The sequence below is a fragment of the Enterobacter sp. BIDMC 30 genome, from assembly GCF_000534355.1.
Lineage (GTDB): Bacteria > Pseudomonadota > Gammaproteobacteria > Enterobacterales > Enterobacteriaceae > Enterobacter > Enterobacter ludwigii.
Map to the genome: position 1 here is coordinate 858,843 of NZ_KI973169.1, position 26,201 is coordinate 885,043.

General features: G+C 55.2%; 22 protein-coding genes and 1 other RNA gene. 9 read left to right on the top strand and 14 right to left on the bottom strand.

Translation table 11 applies throughout. The annotated features are described in order from the left end of the window. Positions 1-12 precede the first annotated feature (12 nt). Both L466_RS23570 and L466_RS18080 read right to left on the bottom strand, forming a co-directional pair. A complete protein-coding gene (locus L466_RS23570) occupies positions 13-408 on the bottom strand; it encodes a YraN family protein (RefSeq protein WP_020883549.1) in 396 nt (131 codons plus the stop codon). Next, positions 366-2,597 carry a penicillin-binding protein activator gene (locus L466_RS18080; RefSeq protein ID WP_032680202.1) on the bottom strand — a complete coding sequence of 744 codons (2,232 nt, stop codon included), beginning with the start codon at positions 2,595-2,597 and terminating at the stop codon, positions 366-368. Before L466_RS18080 ends, L466_RS23570 begins: the two co-directional genes overlap by 43 nt. A 62-nt stretch (positions 2,598-2,659) precedes the next feature. On the opposite strand from L466_RS18080, the gene rsmI reads away from it, so the two are divergent. Next, positions 2,660-3,520, top strand: a complete 861-nt coding sequence (gene rsmI / locus L466_RS18075) for a 16S rRNA (cytidine(1402)-2'-O)-methyltransferase (protein WP_032680203.1) — start codon at positions 2,660-2,662, stop codon at positions 3,518-3,520. A 36-nt stretch (positions 3,521-3,556) separates the two neighbouring features. On the opposite strand, the gene L466_RS18070 is transcribed toward rsmI, so the two are convergent. From L466_RS18070 to kbaZ, 11 genes are all read right to left on the bottom strand, one after another. Beyond that, on the bottom strand, positions 3,557-5,446 hold the full coding sequence (locus L466_RS18070; protein ID WP_032680204.1) for an alpha-galactosidase: 1,890 nt from the start codon (positions 5,444-5,446) through the stop codon (positions 3,557-3,559). Positions 5,447-5,462: 16 nt separating this feature from the next. Continuing rightward, positions 5,463-6,635 (bottom strand): MalY/PatB family protein, encoded by a 1,173-nt coding sequence (locus tag L466_RS18065; RefSeq protein ID WP_032680206.1) that lies wholly within the window; start codon positions 6,633-6,635, stop codon positions 5,463-5,465. A 12-nt stretch (positions 6,636-6,647) separates the two neighbouring features. After that, positions 6,648-8,219 (bottom strand): maltose/glucose-specific PTS transporter subunit IIBC, encoded by a 1,572-nt coding sequence (malX, locus tag L466_RS18060; protein WP_032679035.1) that lies wholly within the window; start codon positions 8,217-8,219, stop codon positions 6,648-6,650. Positions 8,220-8,337: 118 nt separating this feature from the next. Further along, on the bottom strand, positions 8,338-9,210 hold the full coding sequence (kbaY, locus tag L466_RS18055; RefSeq protein WP_032680207.1) for a tagatose-bisphosphate aldolase subunit KbaY: 873 nt from the start codon (positions 9,208-9,210) through the stop codon (positions 8,338-8,340). Between the two features lie 12 nt (positions 9,211-9,222). Next, positions 9,223-10,371: an SIS domain-containing protein gene (locus tag L466_RS18050; RefSeq protein ID WP_032680208.1), complete on the bottom strand. Its 1,149-nt coding sequence runs from the start codon at positions 10,369-10,371 to the stop codon at positions 9,223-9,225. A 246-nt stretch (positions 10,372-10,617) separates the two neighbouring features. Further along, a complete protein-coding gene (gene nagA, locus L466_RS18045; protein ID WP_032680210.1) occupies positions 10,618-11,751 on the bottom strand; it encodes an N-acetylglucosamine-6-phosphate deacetylase in 1,134 nt (377 codons plus the stop codon). Then, positions 11,748-12,182 carry a PTS galactosamine/N-acetylgalactosamine transporter subunit IIA gene (agaF, locus tag L466_RS18040; RefSeq protein ID WP_032680211.1) on the bottom strand — a complete coding sequence of 145 codons (435 nt, stop codon included), beginning with the start codon at positions 12,180-12,182 and terminating at the stop codon, positions 11,748-11,750. The genes nagA and agaF overlap by 4 nt, the downstream gene beginning before the upstream one ends. Positions 12,183-12,197: 15 nt before the next feature. After that, complete coding sequence (gene agaE / locus L466_RS18035) at positions 12,198-13,076, bottom strand: PTS N-acetylgalactosamine transporter subunit IID (RefSeq protein WP_020883558.1); 879 nt, start codon at positions 13,074-13,076, stop codon at positions 12,198-12,200. Further along, positions 13,066-13,845, bottom strand: coding sequence for a PTS N-acetylgalactosamine transporter subunit IIC (gene agaW, locus L466_RS18030; RefSeq protein WP_032680212.1), 780 nt, complete (start codon positions 13,843-13,845; stop codon positions 13,066-13,068). The genes agaE and agaW overlap by 11 nt, the downstream gene beginning before the upstream one ends. Positions 13,846-13,855: 10 nt before the next feature. Then, positions 13,856-14,329 (bottom strand): PTS N-acetylgalactosamine transporter subunit IIB, encoded by a 474-nt coding sequence (agaV, locus tag L466_RS18025; RefSeq protein WP_032680213.1) that lies wholly within the window; start codon positions 14,327-14,329, stop codon positions 13,856-13,858. A gap of 19 nt (positions 14,330-14,348) precedes the next feature. Beyond that, complete coding sequence (gene kbaZ, locus L466_RS18020) at positions 14,349-15,644, bottom strand: tagatose-bisphosphate aldolase subunit KbaZ (protein WP_020883560.1); 1,296 nt, start codon at positions 15,642-15,644, stop codon at positions 14,349-14,351. Between the two features lie 251 nt (positions 15,645-15,895). Between kbaZ and L466_RS18015 the strand changes: the two genes are divergently transcribed. Beyond that, positions 15,896-16,705: a DeoR family transcriptional regulator gene (locus L466_RS18015; protein WP_020883561.1), complete on the top strand. Its 810-nt coding sequence runs from the start codon at positions 15,896-15,898 to the stop codon at positions 16,703-16,705. 34 nt (positions 16,706-16,739) lie between these two features. Here L466_RS18015 and garD read toward each other — a convergent pair whose 3' ends face one another. After that, entirely contained in the window at positions 16,740-18,311 is a 1,572-nt protein-coding gene (garD, locus tag L466_RS18010) for a galactarate dehydratase (protein WP_032680215.1), read from the bottom strand. A gap of 407 nt (positions 18,312-18,718) precedes the next feature. On the opposite strand from garD, the gene garL reads away from it, so the two are divergent. The 7 genes from garL (at position 18,719) to tdcC (ending at position 26,182) form a co-directional block, all read left to right on the top strand. Continuing rightward, a complete protein-coding gene (gene garL / locus L466_RS18005; protein WP_032680216.1) occupies positions 18,719-19,489 on the top strand; it encodes a 2-dehydro-3-deoxyglucarate aldolase in 771 nt (256 codons plus the stop codon). Between the two features lie 21 nt (positions 19,490-19,510). After that, positions 19,511-20,401, top strand: a complete 891-nt coding sequence (gene garR / locus L466_RS18000; RefSeq protein ID WP_020883565.1) for a 2-hydroxy-3-oxopropionate reductase — start codon at positions 19,511-19,513, stop codon at positions 20,399-20,401. A 60-nt stretch (positions 20,402-20,461) separates the two neighbouring features. After that, entirely contained in the window at positions 20,462-21,607 is a 1,146-nt protein-coding gene (gene garK, locus L466_RS17995; RefSeq protein ID WP_032680218.1) for a glycerate 2-kinase, read from the top strand. A gap of 32 nt (positions 21,608-21,639) precedes the next feature. After that, positions 21,640-22,018, top strand: an RNA gene (gene rnpB, locus L466_RS22775) — RNase P RNA component class A. 795 nt (positions 22,019-22,813) lie between these two features. Continuing rightward, the gene (gene tdcA, locus L466_RS17990; RefSeq protein ID WP_014171743.1) at positions 22,814-23,734 is read left to right on the top strand and encodes a transcriptional regulator TdcA; all 921 of its coding nucleotides are present in this window, start codon (positions 22,814-22,816) and stop codon (positions 23,732-23,734) included. Positions 23,735-23,850: 116 nt separating this feature from the next. Continuing rightward, complete coding sequence (gene tdcB / locus L466_RS17985; RefSeq protein WP_032679736.1) at positions 23,851-24,840, top strand: bifunctional threonine ammonia-lyase/L-serine ammonia-lyase TdcB; 990 nt, start codon at positions 23,851-23,853, stop codon at positions 24,838-24,840. Between the two features lie 10 nt (positions 24,841-24,850). Continuing rightward, the gene (gene tdcC / locus L466_RS17980) at positions 24,851-26,182 is read left to right on the top strand and encodes a threonine/serine transporter TdcC (RefSeq protein WP_014171741.1); all 1,332 of its coding nucleotides are present in this window, start codon (positions 24,851-24,853) and stop codon (positions 26,180-26,182) included. Positions 26,183-26,201 lie beyond the last annotated feature (19 nt).

Here is a 26,201-nt window from a genome sequence, read left to right on the forward strand (position 1 = left end):
TTTAAATCTTAATTATGCGTCTTCGCCAAAAGCGTTTTTCAGCCATTCGATCGCATTGCCGGTGAAGGCTACCACATCGAACCGGCAATCCACAGTATCAAAACTCCCATTATGGCGGGCAAGCCACAAGTGGGCAGTCTGTAATAATTTATGTTGTTTGGCGAACGTCACGCTGGCGGCAGCGCCGCCAAAACGGGAAGACTGTCGGTAGCGAACTTCTACAAACACGATGACCTCACCGTCTTTCATGATGAGGTCGATTTCGCCGCCACGTCCGCGAACGTTAGCGGCGATAAAGTGCAGTCCTTTGCCTTCAAGCCAGCGACGCGCTTTTAATTCCCACGCGTCACCGGTCTCTTTACGGCTTAACTGGCCGGGACGATTTGCCCCTGCTGGTATTTGAGCCATGATAACTTCCTGTTAATCACACAATCCTGAGTGGCCGTCAGATCGCCGGTATTGCCGTTAAGCTCAAAGCCCGGCACCTGACGCATCTGGGTAAAGTGGTTCGCCAGCGCCCAGGCATCGACACCCATGGCATACAGACGTGCCAGAGAGTAGTCGTTGCGGACGGTGCTCAGCGCCTGCTGCATCAGTGCCGGGTTGCTGCCTGCGAGCATGGGAATCTCGCTGTACTGCAGGCCGTCCATCTCCAGACGGAAATCCGGGCCGGCGGTACCTTGCGCGCTGCGTGAACTGGCGTACAGCGTTGCGCCGCTCTGGCTGCCGTTACGCATTGCAATCATCGGTTTGATGAAGGCGATTTCCTGCGGGGTGGCAACGATATACGCTGTATCCACTTTACCGCCACCGCTGATCTGCGCGTCGGTAGGTGGTGCAGGGATCGACAGACCGCCAATGGTCACACTCTGCTGCTGCGGCAGGCTTGCGCTGACCGGGCTGCCGTTGAGGGCAATGCCCGCTCCGCCATTGACGCCCGCGCGCAGTTCAGACGCGGAGCCGAATTTCTGCTGTAGCACAATGCCGCCGCCCAACTTCTGCCACTCATCGGCAAAAGCATTAGCAACGCGATCCCCCAGCGTACTGCGTGGGATGAGCAACAGCGGAGCCTGTTTACCCTGCTCGTGAATATGACGCGCCGCATCGCGGGCTTCATCTTCCGGCGACAGCGCGAAGTAGCAAATATTGGCCCGGTTCTGAACCTGCTCTGGCTGGTTGAGTGCCAGCACGTTCAGCGTGGTATTGCTCTTCATCAACTCTTCGACATTGTTTTTCAGCAGCGGGCCGACAACGATGCTCGCACCATCCTGTTGAACCTGCGCCAGTACCTGGTCAAGCGGCTTCGAACTGGTGTCGTAGATTTTCAGCTCAGCCCCCGGGTTCGCGCTGGTGGTGGCCACCGACGGTGTTTGCGCGGCAGGTTGTGCCGTTTGTTCTGCGGGCTGGGCAGGCTGAACGTTCTGTGGTTGAGGTTGTTCAGACGCGGTGTCAGCCGCCGGGGCTGCTTGAGTCTCAGCCGGCGTGGCGGGCGGTGCAGGCTGAACGTTCTGCGGTTGAGGTTGTTCAGAAGCGGTGTCAGTCGCCGGAGCTGCTTGCGTTTCAGCCGGCGCTGGCGTTGCCGTCGTAGGGGCCGTTACCGGGTTCTGCATCGTCCCCTGTGCCGGCGTCTGCGCGGTGGTCAGGTCACTGGTTTCAGCGCCGGAAGGGCTAACCACGTCATTCACGTTTGCCGCCTGTGCCGCCTGGGTCGGCACTGCGCTGCCCGTCACTGGCGTCGTGCCGTTTTTCGCGGCTTCAAAACCTTGTTGAATAGTGCGACCGAATACCGCCGCCTGACCGTTTAAGGGCAGAAGGAGTGCAATCTTGCTGGTCGAGGCCGGCTTAAAGTTCTGCACGTTTACCAGCTGCGTTGGCAGCATTTTCGCGCCCGGATTCTGCGGGTAGCGGGTCTGCCAGTCAGTGATACCGGCTTTCAGCATCTTCGGATCGTTGCGGTTGTTAAACCACATCTGCTGCAGATCCAGCCAGCCCTGCAGGACGTTTTCATCTGCATTGATCACCAGTGCACGCGCCTGTTCCTGCGTCATAGAGGCCAGCGCCTGCCACGTGGCATCGATATTTTTCTGCTTATCAGCACCGCCGAGCAGAGGCTCCTGGGCGATCAGCGCACGGAGCAGCGTCAGGGAAGGGCGGCCCTGTTCAGCGGTAATGCCCGCCTGCCAGAAGCGAGCCTGCTGATTTTTGTCCAGCGCGCTCACGTCGATATCCCCGAGGATCTTTTTCGCGGCATCGTAATCTTTCAGCGCGACTTTCAGCTCGGCAGAGAGCAGGCTCTGCTCACGACGCTGAACATCATTCAGATCTTTTGGCAACTGGTTGAACAATTCGGCAGCCTGCTGGGTTTTACCCTCTTTCAGCAGTGCACGAATGGCGAGTAATTGCCAGTTGGTCTTGGTATCATTTGAGCTCTGCGACATTTGTTGCAGATAAAAGCCAGAGTCAGCCTGAGCAGAACCCTGCAAATGGGCGGTGCTCTGGTCGGGTGCCTGGGTGCCACAGCCTGCAAAGATCAGGGCTGCCAGCAGGAGCGGCACGCTGCGCGTGGCTTTTTTTCGAAGAAACGTTAACGGTACCATACTGTATCCAGTGATTTTTTTTACGCAATGCTCAATATTAAATCGGCAATACGGACGAAACAATGAAACAACACGAAACGGCAGATAATTCTCAAGGCCAGCTCTATATTGTACCTACTCCTATCGGGAATTTATCTGATATTACCCAACGTGCGCTTACCGTATTGCAGGCTGTTGATTTAATTGCCGCTGAAGATACCCGACACACAGGCTTACTGCTCCAGCACTTCGCCATTAGCGCGCGTTTGTTCGCGTTACACGATCACAATGAGCAACAAAAAGTCGAAACGCTGGTGGCGAAGCTGAAAGAGGGGCAGAACATTGCCCTGGTCTCCGATGCGGGTACGCCGCTGATTAACGACCCCGGCTACCATCTGGTGCGTACCTGCCGTGAAGCCGGGATCCGCGTGGTGCCGCTGCCTGGCCCATGTGCGGCTATCGCGGCGCTGAGCGCTGCGGGTCTGCCTTCCGACCGCTTCTGCTATGAAGGTTTCCTGCCTGCCAAATCCAAAGGCCGCCGCGACGTGTTAAAAGCGCTGGAAGCTGAACCGCGCACCCTGATTTTCTACGAATCTACGCATCGCCTGCTGGAAAGCCTGGAAGATATGGTGACCGTCTGGGGGGAAGCCCGCTACGTGGTGCTGGCACGCGAGCTGACCAAAACCTGGGAAACCATTCACGGCGCACCGGTAGGAGAACTGCTGGCGTGGGTGAAGGAAGACGAAAACCGCCGCAAGGGCGAGATGGTGCTGATTGTTGAAGGACATAAGGCGCAGGAGGACGCATTGCCTGCCGATGCGCTTCGTACACTTGCGCTGCTGCAGGCTGAACTGCCGCTCAAGAAAGCGGCTGCGCTGGCGGCAGAGATCCACGGCGTGAAGAAAAACGCACTGTATAAATATGCGCTGGAGCAGCAGGGGTAATATATCGGCCCGGCAATCACGCCGGGCCAGTTTATTTTACTTCGCGGGAATGGCCTCGTACACCAGCGTTTCCAGCGGCTGCAGCGTAATCACCACGGCCTTTCGATACTCCCCTGGTACGCTTGTGTTACTGCCGTACACGGCGTTCAGACTGAACTGCGCCATGCCCCCTGTCGGGATTTCAAAGTCTTTTGCCAAATCCAGATAATAGCTTTGCGGCTTATCTGACGGGTTTCGCAAGCCCAGAATGGCTTTGTCTTTGCTCCAGGAGGCCCAGCCGTAAACCTCAAGCGCCGTCGGGTCGCCACCGATCCAATGCGTATCCACCAGCACGCTGGCGTTATTTCGCGCCCATTTTGCTGCCTGCGCCAGGGTGTCCCATTTCGCCTTATTCAGCATTGATGGCGTGATATATAACTCCTGCAGTTGCGTCCCTGTGGCGAAGTAGCTCCAGACCTGATCGGCAAAATCGCTGTCCGTTTGCACCTTCTCCAGTCCGTAATAGGCATTTTCCGCGCTGACTATCCCGTGGTACATCAGCGAGTTCAGCGGGAACAGTGGGCCTTTACGCACAATAGAGCGGTATGTTTCAGCATCGCGGTAGGTCATCCATTGCTGTACCGGCGTGCCGGGGCCGTAAAGGTTGATGTCATCCCCCTGACGCCAGATGGAGTCGGCATAGAACAGCCAGGATGGGCTGGCGTCGGTACCCGTTGTCAGGTTGATAAACAGATTGGGGTTTGCGCTGCGCATGTTATGCAGCAGGGCGATAGACGCATCAAAATCGGACGCGAACTGGCTGCCAGTAATATGCGAGTTGGCGTTGCCCATCCCGTCGAGCTTAAACGAGGTGATATGTTCGTTTTTAATCAGCTTGATGATCTGCTCATTGAAGTTTTTGAAGTAGCGCGGGCCCGAGAGAGCCAGCTTCCCGTCTACCGTTTCGAAGCCGTACTCTTTGGCATGGGAGACGCGAATATCGCGCGGCTTATTATAACCTCCCCACGGTGAGAGCCACAGCCCGACGGAGCTGTGCAGACTGTCCGCTTTTTCCCTGACCTTACCAAAGCCGTGGCTGAAGGCCGGGCCAAACAGCCAGCGTCCGGTACGATCGTCCCAGCCATCGTCCAGCAGGAACGCATCCAGCGCCACGCCGCGTCCGGTGATAAATTTTTTATTCCACTCATCCATCCGCCCCAGCACATCCTGTTCGGTGTAGGGGTTAAAGAAGCCGATATCCATCCAGCTGTTGTAGTGCAGATAGGGTTTGTACGCCCGTGGACGCACGGCGTCGATAAACTGGTTTACGCTACGGCGCAGCTGGCTGGTTTCCGGGAACGTGCCAAAGTAGGTGGTAAAGCTGACCGGCGCGTCAGGCTGAACCGGCGTTTTCAGCTCCACGTTCAGATTGGTCGTCGCTTCATAGGCATACGTATTAACGATTGGCTTATCCGGCAGGATAAAGAACGAATCAGCAATAATGGGCGAGCTGTTGATGGCGCCATCAACGTACGGTGCCTGAGACTGCTTTTTCGTCGGGAAGAAGGTGATTTTCGCCACCTCTCGCGGCTGGCCGACGGCCGCAATGGTGTAATCAATACTGGCATATTTTCCCTTCACCAGATTCAGCTTCACCGTCACGTTAAAATCCGGACGGGTGAAATCAATGACAATCGCGTTGGCCTGTTTTTCTACATGCTTAATTGTAAAGTCTGCAGTATGAATTTTGGTCTCATCCGGCAGGGTCAGAAAGAACAGCTCCTGCGGCGTAAGCGGATGGTTAGCCGTTTTGTCTTTCACTACCACCGTTGAACTGGCGTCATCAAACGAGAGGGCAATGGAGTCATTATCGAGCGCGTATTGCGCTGCCGCCGCGCCATGAGAAACACACAAGGCAAGCATCGAGAGTGTGAGCACTTTTTTCATCAGGGTAAGATCCTTATTAGTAATGCTTCAGCATTCGGGTGATGGACTGCTCCAGCCAGTAGCGCTGGGTGCCGAAATTAATGCGCAGGTAGTGTTCGCCGTTTTGGACGTAGTGGCTGCCATCTTCGAGGACGACGCCAGCCTGATGGGCGAAATGTCGGGTCAATTCAGTGGCGCTACGTTCATCTGCGCTGACGTCAACCCAGGCCAGATACGATGATTCCGGGTTCATCATTTTCCAGGCCGGGAAGTGGGTCTGGATGGCCTCTGCCAGATAGCCAGCGTTACGGCGCAGATAACCGTTCAGCGCGTCGAGCCACGGCAAACCATGCTGGTAGGCAAGAATAATTCCCCATATCCCGAATATATTGGGTGAGGTGATGGCGTTCTTCTCAAGCTGGTGGCGAAAGCGCTGGCGCAGGGTGGCATCCGGAATGATGGCGTAGGAGGTTTTCAGCCCGCCAAGGTTGAACGCTTTATTCGGGGAGGTCAGCAGGATCAGATTGTCCTGCGCCGCGCAGCCGGATGCCAGACAGCTGACGAAATGACCGTCCAGAATATGTTCAGCGTGGACCTCATCAACCACCAGAAGGGTGCCGTAGCGTTGACAGAGGTCTGAAATCTGACGTATCTCATCGGCGTGCCAGATCCTGCCGGAAGGGTTATGCGGCGAGCAGAAGAACCACAGTTTTGGACGGTGCGTTCTGAGCTGTTCTTCCACCAGATTAAAATCAAGCTGGTAGCGATTTTCCCTCACGCACAGCGGGTTTGCCAGTATCGCTACCCCCTGACGCTGGGCGGCCATGGCAAACGGATCGTACACCGGTGTGTTCATCATCACCGTGTCGCCAGGTTTACAAAACGCCTGAACCGTATAATGCAGCGTGGAGACGGTACCGTACGTCAGCGTGATCCACGATTTATCGACGTCAACCTGATGACGTTCGCGCTGGAAGGCGATAACCGCATCGTAAAATTCGTCAAAGCACCAGGTGTAGCCGAAGGTGCCATGCTCCACGATGCGCTGGAAACCTTCTGTCACGGCAGGTGGGGAGGTGAAATCCATATCGGCAATCCACAGCGGGATAAAACCTTCAGGCACATCACCAAAGCGCGAGCGGACAAAGGCGTGATCCCATTTTCGACACCGGTCGCTTTTACGCTCAATGATTTCGTCAAAATTAAACACCACAACCCCCTGTTAAATTAAGGCTTCAATGCCGGTTTTTACGCTTTGCACCTGCGGGCCGATGATCACCTGGACGCTGTGCGCATCCAGCACCACGACGGACAATGCACCGGCCTCTTTTAACGCCTGCTGGTCGATGAGACTCATGTCTTTCACCACCAGACGCAGCCGGGTAATGCAATTATCAAGCGACTCGATGTTCTCTTTACCGCCGAGCGCACGCAGGATAAGCCCATGATCGTATTTCGATTTTCCGCGTGCCCGGGTATTGGCCTCGACGGCCTGCTGTGCACCCTGGGTGTCCACTTCACGGCCCGGCGTTTTAATATCGTGTTTGAGGATGTACCAGCGGAAGACGAAGAAGTAGAGGGCAAACCAGGCAATGCCTACCGGGAATACCAGATACCATTTGGTCGACATCCCTTGCATGACCCCGAAGATAAGCAGGTCCAGAATGCCGCCGTCGGTGTTGCCGATGGTCACCCCCAGCAGAGCCATGACCATCAGGGCCAGGCCCGACATCACAATATGGAAGGCGTAAAGGGCAGGGGCGATAAACAGGAACAGGAATTCAATTGGCTCGGAGATCCCGGTGACGACGGAGACCAGCACGCCGGAGAGCAGCAGGCCTTTAATCACCGGGCGGTTTTCCGGGCGGGCCGTGCGATAGATGGCGTATGCCACTGCCGGTAAGCCGAAGATAAAGGTCGGCATAAAGCCCTGCGACAGGAACGCGGTAACGTGCGGGCTGAACGGCAGACCCGCTTTCAGTTCGGCGTAGAAAATGTTCAGCGCCCCGGCGACTTCATGACCATTGACCATTTCAATACCGCCCGCGGGCGTGAAGCGCACCATCGCCAGCAAAATATGGTGCAGGCCAAAGGGTTTGAGCAGTAGTACCCCCACGCCGTAGAGGAACGGGCCGAACACGCTGGTGCTCTGGATAATATGGCCAATCCCGGTAATGCCCAGCGCAACATACTCCCACAGCAGGGGAATAAACAGCCCCACCAGTGAGAGGGTGAGGGCGGTGATAATCGGCACAAAACGAATGCCGCTAAAGAAGGCGAACGCGTCGTGTAAAACGGTATCCTGAAAACGCTCGTGCAGGAAAAAGGTTATGACCCCAACCACGATGCCGCCCAGCACACCCATCTCCAGGGTTTGAATGCCCAGCACCATCGATTGCCCGACTTGTCTCATGGAGGCGGCATCGGCAAGCTGGTGGGTCGCAATCAGGTAATAATTGATGCTCATGTTCATCAGCATATAGCCAACAAACCCGGAAAAAGCGCCCACTGCTTTGTTGCGTCTGGCCAGCCCCATTGGGATCGCCATGGCAAACATGAGGGGAAGATAGGTAAAGGCGAAGCCGCCGACCATGGCAATAAAGCCAAAGGTGAGCTGAGTTAATTCGCCGCCCAGAAAGGGGAAACTTTTGAGGGTGGAGGGGCTGGTAACAGAACTACCGATACCCAGCAATAACCCCATAAAGGCCAGAAGGGAGACCGGGAACATAAAGGTCTTTCCCAGGCTCTGAAAAAACTCCCACGCTTTCGATTTAAACGACTTTTCCTGTGTCATGTAGGGACTCCTCGGAATTATTTATCGTAATGGAAGGCGCTGTCTGGCTTAAGGACGCGCCTTCATATTTGCGAGGCTTATAGTTATTTTTGAGTTATTGATGTTCTATGCGATGAGATCAGGCTTCCGCCGGGAGCAGCAATCGGTTCGCCGAGCCGCACACGGTGATTTTGCTTCTGACCACGTCTTTCATGGCATCCATGCCAACCCGCATGTAGAAACGCGGATCGTTGCCCTGCGGGTTCTCAGCAAACCAGGCCTTAACGGCGCCAGAGAACGCAATTTTTAGCTCGGTTGCCACGTTCACTTTGCAGACGCCCAGCTCTATGGTGCGGCGAACATCGTCATCCGGCACATCACTCGCCCCGTGCAGCACCAGCGGTACGCTCACCACGTCGCGGATTTCAGCCAGCCGTCGAAAGTCGATTTTTGGCCGTTTGGTATAAAGACCGTGAGCGGTTCCGATGGCCACAGCCAGGCTGTCGACGCCGGTCAGCGCAACGAAGCGTTTTGCTTCCTGCGGGTCGGTCAGGAACGCGCTTTCAGCGTCCACGCTCATGTCATCTTCCACGCCGCCCAGGCGGCCCAGTTCGGCTTCAACGCTGCAATCGTTGAGGTGGCAGAAGTCGACCACTGCTTTCACCAGCTTTACGTTGTGCTCAAACGGATAGTGGCTGCCGTCGATCATCGCGCTGCGCACACCCGCGTTAACTTTGCGACGAATGTCGTCGAGCGATTCGTGATGATCGAGGTGCAGCGCCAGCGGCATGTCGTAAGTGGTGGAGTACGCGCTACACAGGGCGTAGATCTCTTCCAGGGCAATGTGCTTAAAGGTGCCCGGCGTGCCCGCGAGGATCACCGGCGATCGCATTTCACTACACACTTCGAGGATCGCCTGGATCGTCTCCGCGTTATGGATGTTGAACGCCGGTACGGCGTAGCCTTTCGCCTGGGCGTCCAGCAGAAGATATTTTGTCGAAATAATACTCATGATCGGATCCTCTTAAGCCTGCCACGGATGAATAACCACGCCCTGCACGACACGGTTAACCGTGCCGCTGGCGGACGGTGTATCCGGGGTATTGCCCACACGAAGTGACTGAGACAGGGCAAAGACCTGGGCGTACATCAGGAAGCAGAAGGCCTGTTCCATATCGATAAACGTGCGGGCAGGGGGCAGCAGGATATGCGGGCCAGCCTCAATGACCGGATCGGTTTCGGCGGCAATGGCCACCACGCGCATGGCCTGACGATCGCGGCGCAGCTCAGCAAGCAGATCCAGATCGTACTGCCGCGTATAGGGGTGGCTGGAGACAAACACCACCACCAGCGTTTCGCGATCCACCAGCGATTTAGGGCCATGACGGAAACCGGTTGGGGAATCGTAGAACGCCGCCAGCTTGCCTGCCGTCAGCTCCAGCACCTTCAGCGCCGATTCACGAGCGGCTCCCTGCAGCCCCCCGCTTCCCAGATAGACGATCCTTTTCCACGGATCGTTGCCAAAGACGCTCTGGCTGAAATCGCCCAGTGACGTGAGGATCGTCTGGCAGCGATCGGCCACATCGCGGAAGGTATGGCTGTTGATCGTCTCCGGGGCGAAGACTGCCAGGCAGCTTGCCATCATGGTGGTAATGCTGCTGGTCATCGCGAACCCGCGATCGTGTGTTTCGGCAGGCATCAGCAGCGCATACGCGTTATCGCTGTTTACCGCGGTCTGATAAAGGCTTCCCGCCTCATTACAGGTGATCGACAGGTGGTAGCACTCCGGCACACACTGGTTTGCCAGTTCAACGGCGGCTACGCTTTCCGGACTATTGCCGGAACGGGCAAACGACACCAGCAGCAGCGGGTGTGCGGCGCTCAGGTAGTCCATCGGATTCGTGACCAGATCGGTCGTCGGTACGGCGGTAATGTTTTTCCCGGTGTGGCTGGCGAGCCAGGGCGAAATGATGTCGCCGATAAAGGCCGAGGTGCCTGCCCCCGTCAACACGATCCGCAGCTCGCGCTTGCGCAGCAGCGGCGTCAGGAAGTTATCGATCGACGCGCGCAGGTTATCGATATTGTTGAGTGAGCGGATCCAGCTGGCAGGTTGCTGGCGGATCTCTTCTTCGGTCCATGTGCCGGTGGTGGCGGTAGTGTTGGTTTCTGACATAACTCAGTCCTTAGTCGTGTGAATTCCACATCAGACGCTGGCAAACGTGTCGCTATCTTTCGTTTCGTTTCACTTGTTCACTTAAGCAGTTAAATAAAATCTATAGAAAAGAAATCGAAAGTTCAATGAAAGAAAAGAAATAAAACGAAAAGTGTGATCGGCAAAGAAAAGGCAATGATTAAGGAAAGGAAAAGAAAGACCTTGCGATCGCTTGCCGCAAGGCCCAATAACGGGACAATGAAAGGTCTAAAGGGGGAGAGCCAAACCCTGGATCCAGATCTGCTGAAGGTGGAAACCTTCATCCAGCGCAATAATATTGGCACGCTTGCCCGGTTTTAAGGAACCGAGCTGGTGATCAATACCCAGCAAGCGGGCAGGGTGCAGCGAGGCCATATGGATCGCATCCGCTGGCGTTATTCCCGCCTGCGCCACCATATTGCGCACGGCGGCATCGAGAGACAGCGTGCTGCCTGCAAGCCCACCGGAAGCGGTGCGTACCACCCCAGCGTGCATGTTGACCTCGTCGCCACATAGCCTGTAACGTCCGTCGGGCATCCCTGCGGCCTGCATGGCATCGGTAATCAGAACGATCCGCTCTTTGGCACAGCAGGCGCACAGCCGCAAAGCACCCGGGTGAACGTGATGCCCGTCGGCAATCAGTTCCAGCCATGCCCGCGGGTCCGTCAAGCCTGCACCGACCATACCGGGTTCACGATGATGGAGCCCGGTCATGCCGTTATAACAGTGCACCAGCCCATCAGCGCCCGCCTCAAAAGCGGCAAGCGTTTGATCGTACGTCGCGGCGCTGTGGCCGAGCATGACCCGTATCCCACGCTGCTTAAGGTGGCGAATGGCCTGCAACGCACCGGGTTTCTCCGGTGCCAGAGCGACAACCCTGAGGGTGTGTTGCGATACTTCAATCAGCGAGTCCAGTTCGCTGACATCCAGTTCACGAAACAGCGCAGGCGGATGTGCCCCTTTGTTCTGTGGCGTAAAATAGGGACCTTCAAGATAGCTGCCCAGTATCTGCGCGCCAGGACCCCCGGACATACAGCGCCGGGCGATGCGTGCGAGCACCCGGTGGACAGTCTCCAGCGGTGCGGTGACGGTCGTCGGTAAAAAAGCCCCTGTGCCTTCACGCGCTTTATGCATCGCCAGCGTGTCCAGCACCTCTGGGGCATTATCCATCACGTCCACACCCGCGCCACCGTGAACGTGGGTATCGATATACGCCGGGCAAAGCTGGTCGGCATCCCGGGCATGCACGCCAGCTGGGATCGGCTCGATGGCGGTGATAATTCCGCTCTCCATGCGTAGCTGGTGATCCTCCAGCCAGCCCTGCTCGGTCAGCAGACGACGCGCGCGCAGCACCTGACTCATATCCCTTCCTCAGCGGGGGCTTCCTCACGACAGCGCCCCAGCTCATCCACCAGGCTGGTCAGGCCGCGATGCCCGCATTCCAGGGCCTGCAGACGAAAGGCTTCGCTGCTTAACCCGTCGCGCTCCAGTACCATCTCAAGCAACAGCTGCAGGTTTGTACCGGTAATCACTTCGCTGCCGGGTCTTTTCATGGCGAGTATTGATGCCACCCGGAACGGCGTCCCCCCGAGCAGATCGGTGAGAAACACAATATCGTGCTGCTCGTCCAGTTCACTGACTGCCTGTTCAAGCTGCGCGGTCAGCCGCGCGGTGGTGGAGCTTTCAGGAAAATCGATGGCGATAAACTGCGGCTGCTCGCCGAGGATTTGTTTCATCGCCTGTTCAAGCCCGCTGGCAAACCCGCCGTGACCCGTCAAAATAATGCCTAACATTGCGACCTCTTTGCTTTACAGGAAGTGACAGAACTTACCGACAACCCCCAGCACCACGGTGATACCGATCAGGCGCAGTGGGGTCCAGCCGCGACGAACCAGCCAGAACATGGTCAGGGTATAGACCAGCGGCAGGAAAGCGGGCATCAGTTTGTCGATAACGTCGGCTTGCAGCTTGACCACCGCATCCCCGGCCTTGATTTCAAGCGTGGTGTTGAGACGTACGTAGGTTGCCACCAGCGCGCCAATGACCGTCATCCCCACGATGGAAGCCGCGTGGCCGACCTTTTTGGTATTAGCTTTAATCAGCGGGATGGCAGCCACACCCATCCGGTAGGCGTAATGTGCCAGGCCAAAACGCAGGCCAAGATGCACTACGTTAAACAGCACAATAAAGACCACCGCACCCAGTATGGAGCCTTGCAGGGCAAGGCTTGCGCCGATCCCGCCGCAAATTGGCAATAGCGTAAGCCAGAACATGGCATCGCCAATGCCGCCAAGCGGTGCCCCCACGGCGATCTTGGTGCTCTGGATACTGTTGACATCCTGCTTGGAGCGCTCCATCGCCAGGATGATGCCAATGACAAATGTCACCAGAAATGGATGCGTATTGAAGAAGCCCATATGGCCTTTCATGGCGCGGGCCAGATCCCGCTTGTTGGTATGGATCTTTTTCAGCGCGGGCAGCAGGCCATACAGCCAGCCGGAAGCCTGCATACGTTCATAGTTAAACGAGGCCTGCAGCAGCATCGAACGCCAGGCGACACGGTTAATATCCTTTTTCGTCAGCTCGGCACCAATATGTTGATCTTCATAGACGTTTTCATTCACGCCCGTGAGCAGCGTCTCTTCGTGTTCAGAAACGCCAGGCAGCGTAGTTTGATTAGATGCCATCTTCGAATTCCTCTTTCTGGGCTGCAGGTGTCGCCGGTTCAGGCGATTTACGCATCAGGTCAATCAGCGCCATTGCCAGCGCAGCCGCGGCAATCGCCAGCACCGGCAGTTTCAACCAGGCTGCGGCAACAAAGCCGATGATAAAGTAGGGGATATAGACGTTTTTCATCATGATTTTCAGCAATACGGCGAAGCCAATCGCGGGCATGATGCCGCCGGCGATGCCGAGGCCGTCAATCAGACGTTCCGGCAGCACATCAATGGCGGTTTTCGCGTGTTCAGCGCCAAAGTAGATCGGCAGGAAGGCACACAGAAAATAGAAGATACCGAGCGCCAGCAGTGCCAGATAGTTGACCCTTTCGATGCCGTTCGTGTCCGCATTGGCTGCCATGCGGTCACAGCGGGACATCACCCCGGACATGACGGAGAACAGGAAAGTGATCCCCATCTGTACCGCAACCGCAAACGGGACGGCGACCCCAACGGCGACATCCGGCTTCACACCGGTGCTGATCGCGAACGTGGTGCCGACAATCGTGCCGATAATGACGTTTGGCGGTTGCGCGCCGGCCAGCGGAGCCAGCCCCATCCAGACCAGCTCCAGCGTACCGCCCGTTAAAATACCGGTGTGCAGATCGCCCAGAATGAGGCCAACCAGCGGCCCGAGCACCACCGGGCGGTGCATGTGTGTTAACCCGTTAAACATATCCAGGCCCGCGATAAAGGCGAGAATGCCCAGCGCGAATGCCTGCAAGAGACTAATTTCCATTGTGAATCCCTCAGAGCAGTTTAAAGAGATCCAAAGCAGTCTCAGTCGGAACACCCTGAACGAAGCATTCCACTCCGGCGGCTTTCAGGCCGTTAAATGCGGCGATATCGTTCGCATCGACAGAGACCGTTTTGGCAATTTGTTTTTTGCCACTGGCGTAATGCAGGTTTCCTACGTTGATACGGGTGATGGGCACGCCGCCTTCGACCAGCGTCAGAAAATCCGCGGGTGATTTGCAGACCAGCAGAATTTTCTGGCGCTCGGCAGCGCGATGAATGTTGTCGATCACTTTTTGCAGCGACCAGAAACGCACGGCGATCCCTTCTGCGAGCACCATCTCCATCAGGTTTTGTTGAACCGGATCCTCAGCGACTTCATTATTAGCGACCAGCACCAGGTTGGCCCCCGCAAACCCAACCCATTGCACACCTACCTGACCGTGGATCAGGCGTTCATCGATGCGGCATAAGACAATGTTTGGCATAGCGCTTTCCTCTTTTTAATTATGCGTTTTGAGTCGTTACGCCTTCGCAGGCGGCATGGTACTGCTGGAGTATGTCCTGAATGTGGTCGAGGATGAGGTCCCGTGGTGTCGACTTGAGAGCACCCTCGCGAACTTTGCTGTACTGCAACGGCAGGTACTGGCTGATCAGCGGCAGCGGGATCGGTTCGTCTGCCAGGTTGCGTACCAGCCGCGCAAAGGCTTCGTCGATCTGGCTGTCCGGCCAGTAATAGCGCACCCGATCGGAGTAGCTATACCCGCGTGCCAGGCGTCGCGCATTGCCATCACCGTGATAATGGCTTTGCCAGTATTCGGGGCGATCGAGCATCACGTTTTCCAGGACATGACGCAGGCCCGAACAGGCTTTTGCAGGCAGCAACTCTTCTTCAATGGCGGCCAGCGAGAACAACGCTTCACGCAGGGCAAAGGTTAGTGCCGGGCCAACTTTGAGGATGGCGAAGTGATCTTTCACCAGCTGGCGCAGCGCCTGCGGTGTCTGGTAGTCGGTAGAGTGCGCTTCAAATATCAGCGTGTCGTAAGCTTCAACCATATGACTTAGGGCGACGGCGTTTTGCGGTTGATAGTCACACACATGTGCGTGGTCAAACTCAACGCCAGGCTGAACCACCAGGCCAATAATGCGTGGCCAGATGTCGCTTAACCCTTCTTTCTCGAACGCGTGGCGGTGAGCTTCAAGGGTGGCACGCGCGGCTTCAGGGGTCGTGACGGCAAGCTCGGTGAGCGTTTCATGCGCGCCGCCCGGAACCGGCACTTCCGTACCGATGACATAGACCAGGTCAGCGACATCAGCGTGCGCCAGGCTGGTTTTCTCCGCAATTTTCGCCAGGCGTGCCGCGCGCTCGGCAACGATGGCGTCGGTTAACGGTACTGGATCGTCTTCGCAGGACATGCTGCAGTCGAGGTGGATCTTTTTAAACCCGGCAGCGACATAGCTTCTGATCAGATCTTCGGCATTCGCCATCGCCTGCCGGGCAGGCAAGTTTTGCCAGCGGTTTGGCCCTAAATGATCGCCGCCGAGGATCAGTTGCGATGTCGGGAAACCAAGGGATTCCGCCAGCTTACAGACGAACCCGTGAAAATCGGCGGGTGTCATACCGGTGTAACCGCCAAATTGATCCACCTGATTAGAGGTGGCTTCAATCAGCAGCGGCGTGTGATGCAGTTGGGCGTAACGAATTGCGGCTTCAAGTACCAGTGGATGTGCGGAACAAACGGCATAAATCCCGTTCGCATTCCCCCGTTTATGTTGTTCCACCATTTCTGTCAGATGTTTCACTTTCCTCTCCATTTCGGATGGTGATGGTTTTCATCTTTCGTTTTGTTTCATTTAATCCTGCATCATGGTGGTATAAAAATAAAACGAAAGATAATAGTTTTCCGATCTGTTTCACAAAAGAAACATAATGAAAGGTTTCAGCGACGAGAGAGTGCGCTGACTGGAAGCAGGCAGGGCTTGCATTCCCATAAAAGAAAGGCGTTAATAGACAAAACGAAATGAAACGAAAGACCATTTATTAAGGAGCTCGCATGAGCAGCACCGATTCATCCGCGGAGAAGCGCGTCACCGGCACCAGTGAAAGGCGAGAGCAGATCATTCAGCGGTTGCGGGCACAGGGAAGCGTGCAGGTTAACGATCTTTCTCATTTATATGGTGTTTCCACGGTGACGATCCGTAACGACCTGGCGTTTCTTGAGAAGCAGGGCATTGCCGTTCGTGCTTATGGCGGAGCGCTGATTTGTGAAGGCAATGCGCCTGGCACTGAACCCTCCGTGGAGGACAAAAGTTCGCTCAATACTGCAGTTAAGCGCAGTATCGCGCAGGCGGCCGCCGCGCTGGTGAAGCCGGGTCATCGCATCATTCTGGATTCCGGAACCACGACGTTTGAAATCGCCCGTATGCTGCGTCAGCACACGGATGTGATTGCCATGACCAACGGAATGAACGTGGCGAATGCATTACTGGAAGCGGAAGGGGTGGAGCTGCTGATGACCGGTGGGCACTTGCGCCGCCAGTCGCAATCCTTTTACGGCGACCAGGCAGAGCAGTCCTTACAGAATTACCACTTTGATCTGCTTTTTCTGGGGGTCGACGCCATCGACCTCGATCGCGGCGTCAGTACCCACAATGAAGATGAAGCCCGACTGAACCGGCGGATGTGCGAGGTGGCAGAGCGTATTATCGTGGTCACTGACTCCAGCAAATTTAACCGTTCGAGCCTGCATAAAATCATCGATACCCAGAGAATCGATATGATTATCGTCGATGAAGGGATTCCGCCTGAGAGCCTGGAAGGGCTGCGTAAGAGCGGGATAGATGTGGTGTTGGTGAAGGGATAAGTTGCCCCCTCTCTTCGGGAGAGGGGGAAAGCGGTCACGTCACCGGTGCCGGGTTAAACACCGCCAGCTGGTTATGTAATCCCCATTGATCGGAGAACGTCTTCTTACGGCCGCTTGCCACGTCCAGAATGAAGCGGAACAGCTTCCAGCCGACATCCTCAATACTCTCTTCGCCAGTGGCAATGGTGCCTGCGTTGATGTCCATTAGGTCATACCAGCGGTTTGCCAGCTCGGTACGGGTGGCCATTTTAATCACCGGTACCGCCATCAGCCCGTACGGCGTGCCGCGCCCGGTGGTAAAGACCTGCACCGTAATGCCGGATGCCACCTGCTGTGTGCCACAGACGAAGTCGCTGGCCGGGGTCGCGGCGTAAATCAGGCCGCGTCTGGTGGGGCGCTGGCCCGGGGAGAGCACTTCAACAATGGCGCTCTGGCCGGATTTGGCAATCGAGCCGAGGGCTTTTTCCACCACGTTCGCCAGACCGCCTTTTTTATTGCCCGGAGAGGGGTTGGCGCTGCGATCGGTTTGTCCCATGTCGAGATAGTTATCGTACCAGGCCATCTCCTCAAGCAGGCGTTTGCCCACCTCTTCATTGATGGCGCGTGGGGTGAGCAGATGGATGGCATCACGCACTTCGGTCACTTCGGAGAACATCACCGTGGCGCCACAGCGGACAAAAAGATCCGAGGCATAGCCCACCGCCGGGTTCGCCGTGACGCCTGAAAACGCATCGCTGCCGCCGCACTGAGTGCCTATCACCAGTTCTGACGCCGGGCAGGTCTCGCGCTGGCGCTGGTTCAGTTTTTCCAGATGGCGCTCCGCCACCTGAAGGATATCGTCAACCATTGAACGGAATCCGACGTGATGCGCATCCTGTAAACGAACAATGCTGGCCTCGTCGACCGGAATGGCATTCACATCTTCGGTGCCCTGCAGCAGACGCTCTGGCTGCAGCTTTTCGCAACCGAGACCAATGACCATCACTTCGCCACCGAAATTCGGGTTCAGCGCGATGTTATGGATGGTACGAATCGGTACCACGGCCGCCGGAGCATTGATGGCCACGCCGCAGCCGTACAGATGGTTCAGACCTACCACGCCGTCGACATTCGGGTATTTCGGCAGCAGGTCGCGCTCAATGATTTTCACCACGTAATCCACCACGCCTGCCACACAGTGCACGCTGGTGGTGATACCGAGCAGATTCTTGGTGCCTACGCTGCCGTCCGCATTCCTGTACCCTTCGAATGTGTACCCTTCAAGCGGGGGCAGTGGCTCAGGAACCCGGGTGGCCAGGGGGAGCGTGTTCAGCGGCGGCGCTTCGGGTAGCTCAACCAGCGACTCCTCGATCCAGCTCCCCTGAGGAATGGCGCGAACCGCATACCCGATAACTTCGCCATACCGCACGATTTCACCGTGGGCCGGGATATCCACCAGAGCGACTTTATGCCCCTGCGGAATATGTTCAGTCAGCTCCAGCCCATCCGGGAAACGAGTTCCCGCTTTTAGACCGTTGTCGTTAACAATTATCGCCACATTATCCGTGTCGTGAACTTTGATATAGAACGCCGTCGGCGACGCTTGTCGAATTTCAATGTCGGCCATTGTTCAATATTCTCCAGCAAAATGTCTGATAGTAAATGCAGCCAGGGGATGTTTATTTTCTTATCGCAGAAATAAAGACGCGGCTTGAGTCAATAAAGAATGTCAGGAGACGAGATATCAAAATGTGATCCCGATCGCTCCTTAAACCCGGCGCAGATGCCACCCGGCCAGCAATGCCTGATTCTGTGCATCAGCGCCCATCACGTTGTGCATATGCTCAAAATATTATCAAAACACGCCGCAATGCTTGAGCGTTAAAACAATGTGCTGTCATGACGTGAGGATTATACTGAATGACGATTTTATAACGCCTAAATTAAGTCAGGAAATAAATATAACGCTGACGCTGCGTCTGAAAATATAAATATGAACCTGAATAAGACTGCGGAATTAAAAAGGTAAACGTGATGAATAATGATATCTTCCCGAATAAGTTTAAAGCGGCCCTCGCGGCGCACCAGATCCAGATTGGCTGCTGGTCCGCGCTGGCAAGCCCCATCAGCACCGAAGTACTGGGCCTGGCCGGTTTCGACTGGCTGGTGCTGGACGGCGAACATGCGCCGAACGATATCAGCACCTTTATTCCGCAGTTAATGGCGCTCAAAGGGAGCCATAGCGCGCCAGTGGTTCGCGTCCCGACCAACGAGCCGGTAATCATCAAACGTCTGCTGGATATTGGGTTCTACAACTTCCTGATCCCGTTTGTGGAAACGGAAGAGCAGGCGGTGCAGGCCGTGGCGTCAACACGTTATCCGCCGGAAGGGATCCGCGGGGTCTCCGTTTCCCATCGCGCCAACATGTTTGGCACCGTCCCGGACTACTTCACACAGTCCAACAGCAACATCACCATCCTGGTACAGATTGAGAGCCAGCAGGGGGTCGATAACGTCGACGCTATCGCTGCCACCGACGGTGTGGATGGCATCTTCGTTGGTCCAAGCGATCTTGCTGCGGCATTCGGCCATCTGGGCAATGCGGGTCATTCTGAGGTGCAGCGCGCTATTCAGCACATCTTTGCCCGTGCCAACGCGCACGGCAAACCGTGCGGCATTCTGGCGCCGGTTGAGGCGGATGCCCGCCGCTATCTGGAGTGGGGCGCGACCTTCGTTGCCGTCGGTAGCGACCTCGGCGTATTCCGCTCGGCCACGCAGAAGTTAGCGGACGCCTTTAAAAAATAACCATCATTGAGGAAACGAATTATGACGCTGAAAGTGGGTTTTATTGGCCTTGGGATCATGGGTAAACCCATGAGTAAAAACCTCATCAAAGCAGGTTACTCCCTGGTGGTTGCAGACCATAATCCGCAAGCCGTGGCCGAGGTGATTGCCGCAGGCGCAGAAACCGCAGCAAACGCCAAAGCGATTGCTGAGCAGTGCGATGTCATTATCACCATGCTGCCAAACTCCCCGCATGTGAAAGAGGTGGCCCTGGGGGAGAACGGCATCATTGACGGTGCCAAACCTGGCCTGGTGGTGATTGACATGAGTTCTATCGCGCCGCTGGCAAGCCGTGAAATCAGTGAGGCGCTAAATGCGAAGGGCGTCGATATGCTGGATGCCCCGGTCAGCGGCGGAGAGCCCAAAGCCATCGACGGCACCCTGTCGGTGATGGTTGGCGGCGACAAAGCTGTTTTTGATAAATACTACGACCTGATGAAAGCCATGGCGGGCTCCGTGGTGCATACCGGCGATATCGGGGCGGGTAACGTCACCAAGCTGGCAAACCAGGTGATTGTGGCGCTGAACATTGCCGCAATGTCGGAAGCGCTGACGCTGGCCACCAAAGCGGGCGTTAACCCTGATCTGGTGTATCAGGCGATCCGTGGCGGCCTGGCGGGCAGCACCGTGCTGGATGCCAAAGCGCCCATGGTGATGGATCGTAACTTCAAGCCCGGCTTTAGAATCGACCTGCACATTAAAGATCTGGCGAATGCCCTGGATACCTCCCACGGCGTGGGCGCGCAGCTGCCGCTGACCGCCGCCGTCATGGAGATGATGCAGGCCCTGCGCGCGGATGGTCTGGGCACTGCCGACCACAGCGCGATTGCGTGCTACTACGAAAAACTGGCGAAGGTGGAAGTCTCTCGCTAATAAAAACGGACGCGGGAACGCGTCCGCTATTTTTGCCGAGTGCGGTAACAGGCGACAACTATGAAAATCGTAATCGCGCCAGATTCCTGGAAAGAAAGCCTTTCTGCCTCCGGGGTTGCTCAGGCGATTGAAAAAGGATTTCGGGAAATTTTCCCCGACGCACTTTATGTTTCGGTGCCGGTTGCTGACGGCGGGGAAGGTACGGTTGACGCGATGATCGCCGCCACCCAGGGCATAGAACAGTATGCTTGGGTCACGGGCCCGTTGGGTGAACAGGTAAACGCCCGCTGGGGCATGTCCGGCGATGGCAGCACGGCATTTATTGAGATGGCCGCCGCCAGCGGTCTGTCACTGGTCCCGGCCACCCAACGTAACCCGCTCGTCACCACGTCCCGGGGTACCGGGGAGCTTATTCTCAGCGCGCTGGATAAAGGTGCCCGACATATCATTATCGGCATTGGCGGCAGTGCCACCAACGACGGCGGCGCCGGAATGATGCAGGCGCTGGGGGCCACGCTCTGCGACGCCAACGGTACTGAAATGGGTTATGGCGGCGGCAGCCTGATGGCGCTCAACAGCGTCGATCTCTCCGGCCTCGACGCCAGGCTAAAAGATTGCACAATCCACGTCGCGTGCGACGTCACGAATCCGCTGGTTGGCGAGAGAGGCGCTTCCCGTATCTTTGGCCCGCAAAAAGGGGCGACAGAGGAGATGATCCTCACTCTCGACGCTAATCTCAGCCACTATGCCGATGTGATAAAAAAATCTCTGCGAATTGACGTGAAACAGGTTCCCGGTGCGGGTGCCGCGGGGGGCATGGGGGCGGCCCTGATGGCCTTCCTCGGCGCGGAACTGAAGAGCGGTATTGAGATTGTCACCCAGGCACTTAACCTCGAAGAACATATTCACGACTGCACGCTGGTACTGACGGGCGAAGGGCGCATTGACAGCCAGAGCATTCAGGGCAAAGTGCCCGTCGGTATCGCCCGTATCGCCAAAAAATACCATAAGCCGGTGATCGGCATTGCCGGCAGTCTGACCCGGGATGTGGAGGTCGTGCATCAGTATGGCATCGACGCGGTGTTCAGCGTGCTGAGCCGCGCCGAGTCGCTGGAAGAGGCTTACCGTGGGGCGTTTGACAATATTTACCGCGCCTCGCGCAATATCGCCGCCACTTTGCAGATAGGGATGCACGCCCAAGGGTGACAGCGGGGCACAAACCCTCTATACTGCGCGCCGAAGCTGACCAGACAGTCGCCGCTTCGTCGTCGTCCCCTTTCGGGGGGAGACGGGCGGAGGGGAGGAAAGTCCGGGCTCCATAGGGCAGGGTGCCAGGTAACGCCTGGGGGGGAAACCCACGACCAGTGCAACAGAGAGCAAACCGCCGATGGCCCGCGCAAGCGGGATCAGGTAAGGGTGAAAGGGTGCGGTAAGAGCGCACCGCGCGGCTGGCAACAGTCCGTGGCACGGTAAACTCCACCCGGAGCAAGGCCAAATAGGGGTTCACATGGTACGGCCCGTACTGAACCCGGGTAGGCTGCTTGAGCCAGTGAGCGATTGCTGGCCTAGATGAATGACTGTCCACGACAGAACCCGGCTTATCGGTCAGCTTCAACTTTTTACAAAACCCCGCTACGGCGGGGTTTTTGCTATCTGCACTAAATGAGATGAATGACTGTCCACTCCGCTTTCTATGAAAGAACGCGGCTTATCGGTCAGCTTCAACTTTTTATAAAACCCCGCTTCGGCGGGTTTTTCTTTTATCGGCCTTAGAAATTGCAAGCAAGGGCCACCCGATGCATCGCTCACACGACATCAATTATCACATTTGCGACATTAAGCACATTTCACTGCTTTCATCCCTTCAGTGTCTTTTTCGCATCTGCTGGCGATCGTAATCACAAAATTTCTCGCTAAATAATCCTGATTCTGCAGTATTGTTAATTTGTTATGAATGTTGCTTTTATGATCGTGAATGTTTTCTTATTTGATATATGTATATTGAATTCAAAAACATTTAGCTCATGAATGTGTGATGCATTCCACTGTTTCCCGAAAGTCAGCAAAATCACCCCTGACAAATTTGATAAATTGAAAGAATGTTTTAAACGAATTACGGTTATTTATTAATCTTTAATTGCCTGAAAGATAGTCTTTATCGATTTTTTTAACGCCGAAAAATTTACCTGTGTTATCGCCATAAAATAAATTTATTACTGCTCTTTTTGTTGATCAATATCAGCGTTATGGCGTATTTATTTTAATGTAACTCATTGATAATAAGGTGTTTTAAAGGGTTGTCGTTATGCTGATTAAGGGTGTGAAAAAGCAAATTGTGAGTAACAGCACATACCCCCGTCAGCCATATTGAGTAGAATCCACCCCGTCATAGGGAAATAAGCGCAGAATATTATGAACACTATTATTCTACCGAAAACACAGCACCTCGTGGTATTTCAGGAAGTCATTAAAAGTGGCTCCATTGGTTCTGCTGCAAGACAACTGGGCCTGACGCAACCTGCCGTCAGCAAAATTATCAGCGATATCGAATCTTACTTTGGCGTTGAAGTCATGGTGCGCAAAAACACCGGCGTTAAACTGACTGCGGCAGGCCAGGTATTACTCTCGTATTCTGAGTCGATCACCCGCGAGATGAAAAACATGGTGAGCGAGATTAACAGCCTCAGTTTCAGTACCGTCATGGATGTCTCCTTTGGTTACCCGTCGCTCATTGGCTTCACCTTCCTGTCCGAAATGATCAAAAAATTCAAGGAAGTGTTCCCGAAAGCGCGCGTCTCGATGTACGAAGCTCAGCTGTCCTCTTTCCTGCCGGCCATTCGCGACGGTCGGCTGGATTTTGCCATCGGCACCTTAAGTGATGAAATGCTGCTGCAGGATCTTCATGTCGAGCCGCTGTTTGAGTCTGAGTTTGTCCTGGTAGCCAACAAATCACGAACGTGCACCGGCTCGACTACACTGGCATCACTCACGGATGAACAATGGGTGATGCCGCAAACCGATATGGGCTACTACAAAGAACTTCTAACCACCCTGCAAGACAATCACATCAGCATTGAAAACATCGTCCAGACCGATTCCGTCGTGACCATTTATAACCTTGTCCTGAATGCCGATTACCTGACGGTTATTCCCCGCGACATGATTGCGCCATTCGGTTCCGACCAGTTTATTGTACTGCCGGTGGAAGATGAATTACCCATAGCGCGTTATGCCGCCGTGTGGTCAAAAAATTACAGAATTAAGAAATCGGCGTCAGTATTAGTCGAACTGGCAAAACAATACGCGTCACTGACCAGTGAAAGACGACGATGATTAAATAACCCTCTGATAACGCGTTAACCTTTTTAAAAACACCCAGAGCTTATTTTATCCGTGCTCTGATACCCTGACTTTGCCTGAAGAAAATGAATTATTATAACGAGGATATTATGCATATTACCTACGATCTCCCGGTGACCATTGAAGATATTCAGGACGCCAGAAAACGACTGGCAGGAAAAATATATAAAACCGGCATGCCGCGCTCAAATTATCTCAGCGAACGCTGTAAAGGTGAGATATTCCTGAAGTTTGAAAATATGCAGCGTACTGGCTCCTTCAAGATCCGCGGTGCGTTTAATAAATTAAGTTCGCTGACCGAGGCTGAAAAACGTAAAGGCGTGGTCGCCTGTTCTGCAGGCAACCATGCGCAGGGCGTGTCGCTCTCCTGCGCAATGCTCGGTATCGACGGCAAAGTGGTCATGCCGATGGGCGCGCCGAAATCTAAAGTCGCCGCTACCCGTGACTACTCGGCTGAAGTGGTGCTGCACGGCGAAAACTTCAACGACACCATCGCCAAAGTCAGCGAAATCGTGGAGCTGGAAGGGCGCATTTTTATCCCACCGTATGACGATCCGAAAGTGATTGCCGGCCAGGGCACCATTGGTCTGGAAATTCTCGAAGATTTGTATGATGTGGATAACGTGATTGTACCCATCGGCGGTGGTGGTTTAATTGCCGGAATTGCAACGGCCATTAAATCCATCAACCCGACCATTAATATTATCGGCGTGCAGTCTGAAAACGTACATGGAATGGCCGCATCGTATCAGGCAGGAGAAATCATTAACCACCGCGTTACCGGGACATTAGCCGACGGATGTGATGTGTCTCGCCCGGGTAAATTAACCTTCGAGATTGTTCGTGAATTAGTCGATGACATTGTGCTGGTCAGCGAAGACGATATTCGTAACAGCATGATTGCCCTCATTCAGCGAAATAAAGTGGTTACAGAAGGTGCTGGCGCACTGGCCTGTGCGGCGTTATTAAGCGGCAAGCTTGATCACTATATTCAGGGTCGTAAAACCGTCTGCATTATTTCCGGCGGCAATATCGATCTCTCCCGCGTATCCCAAATTACCGGCTTCGTTGACGCATAAAGGATGACCTATGAGCAACACAGAAAGCATTATCGTTGGCCAGACAAAAACGTCCTCCTGGCGTAAGTCTGATACCACCTGGACGCTTGGCCTGTTTGGAACCGCCATTGGCGCAGGTGTGCTGTTCTTCCCGATTCGCGCAGGCTTCGGCGGCTTGATTCCTATCCTGCTGATGCTGGTTCTCGCTTTCCCGATTGCGTTTTATTGCCACCGGGCGCTGGCACGCCTGTGTCTGTCCGGCAGTAACGTGTCTGGCAACATCACCGAAACGGTGGAAGAGCATTTTGGTAAGACCGGTGGGGTGGTGATCACGTTCCTCTACTTCTTCGCCATTTGCCCGCTGCTGTGGATTTACGGCGTCACCATTACGAACACCTTTATGACCTTCTGGGAAAACCAGCTCCAGCTGCCCGCGCTTAACCGCGGCGTGGTGGCGCTGTTCCTGCTGCTGCTGATGGCCTTTGTTATCTGGTTTGGTAAAGACCTGATGGTGAAGGTGATGAGCTTCCTGGTGTTCCCGTTTATCGCCAGCCTGGTGCTGATTTCCCTGTCGCTGATCCCTTACTGGAACTCGTCGGTGATTGACCAGGTCAATCTGAGCGATATCGCGTTTACCGGGCATGACGGCATTCTGGTGACGGTCTGGCTGGGGATCTCCATCATGGTCTTCTCCTTCAACTTCTCGCCCATCGTCTCCTCGTTTGTGGTCTCTAAACGTGAAGAGTACGAACCCGAGTTCGGTAAAGCGTTTACCGAGCAGAAATGTTCCAAAATCATCGGTCGCGCCAGCTTGCTGATGGTTGCGGTGGTGATGTTCTTCGCCTTTAGCTGCCTGTTCACGCTCTCGCCGCAGAACATGGCCGATGCCAAAGCGCAGAATATTCCCGTGCTCTCTTACCTGGCGAACCACTTTGCGACCATGTCAGGCACTAAATCAACGTTTGCCACGGTGCTGGAATACGGTGCCTCCATCATTGCGCTGGTCGCTATCTTCAAATCCTTCTTCGGCCACTATCTGGGCACGCTGGAAGGGCTGAACGGCCTGATCCTGAAGTTCGGTTATAAGGGCGATAAGAAGAAAGTCTCCGTGGGCAAACTGAACACTATCAGCATGGTATTCATCATGGGGTCGACCTGGGTCGTTGCCTATGCCAACCCGAACATTCTTGACCTTATCGAAGCCATGGGGGCGCCAATCATTGCCTCCCTGCTGTGCCTGTTGCCGATGTATGCCATTCGTAAAGCGCCGGCAATGGCGAAATATAAGGGCAGACCCGAGAACATCTTCGTCACGGTTGTGGGCCTGCTGACCATCCTGAACATCGTCTACAAACTGTTCTAAACCCTGGCTCAGGAAGAGC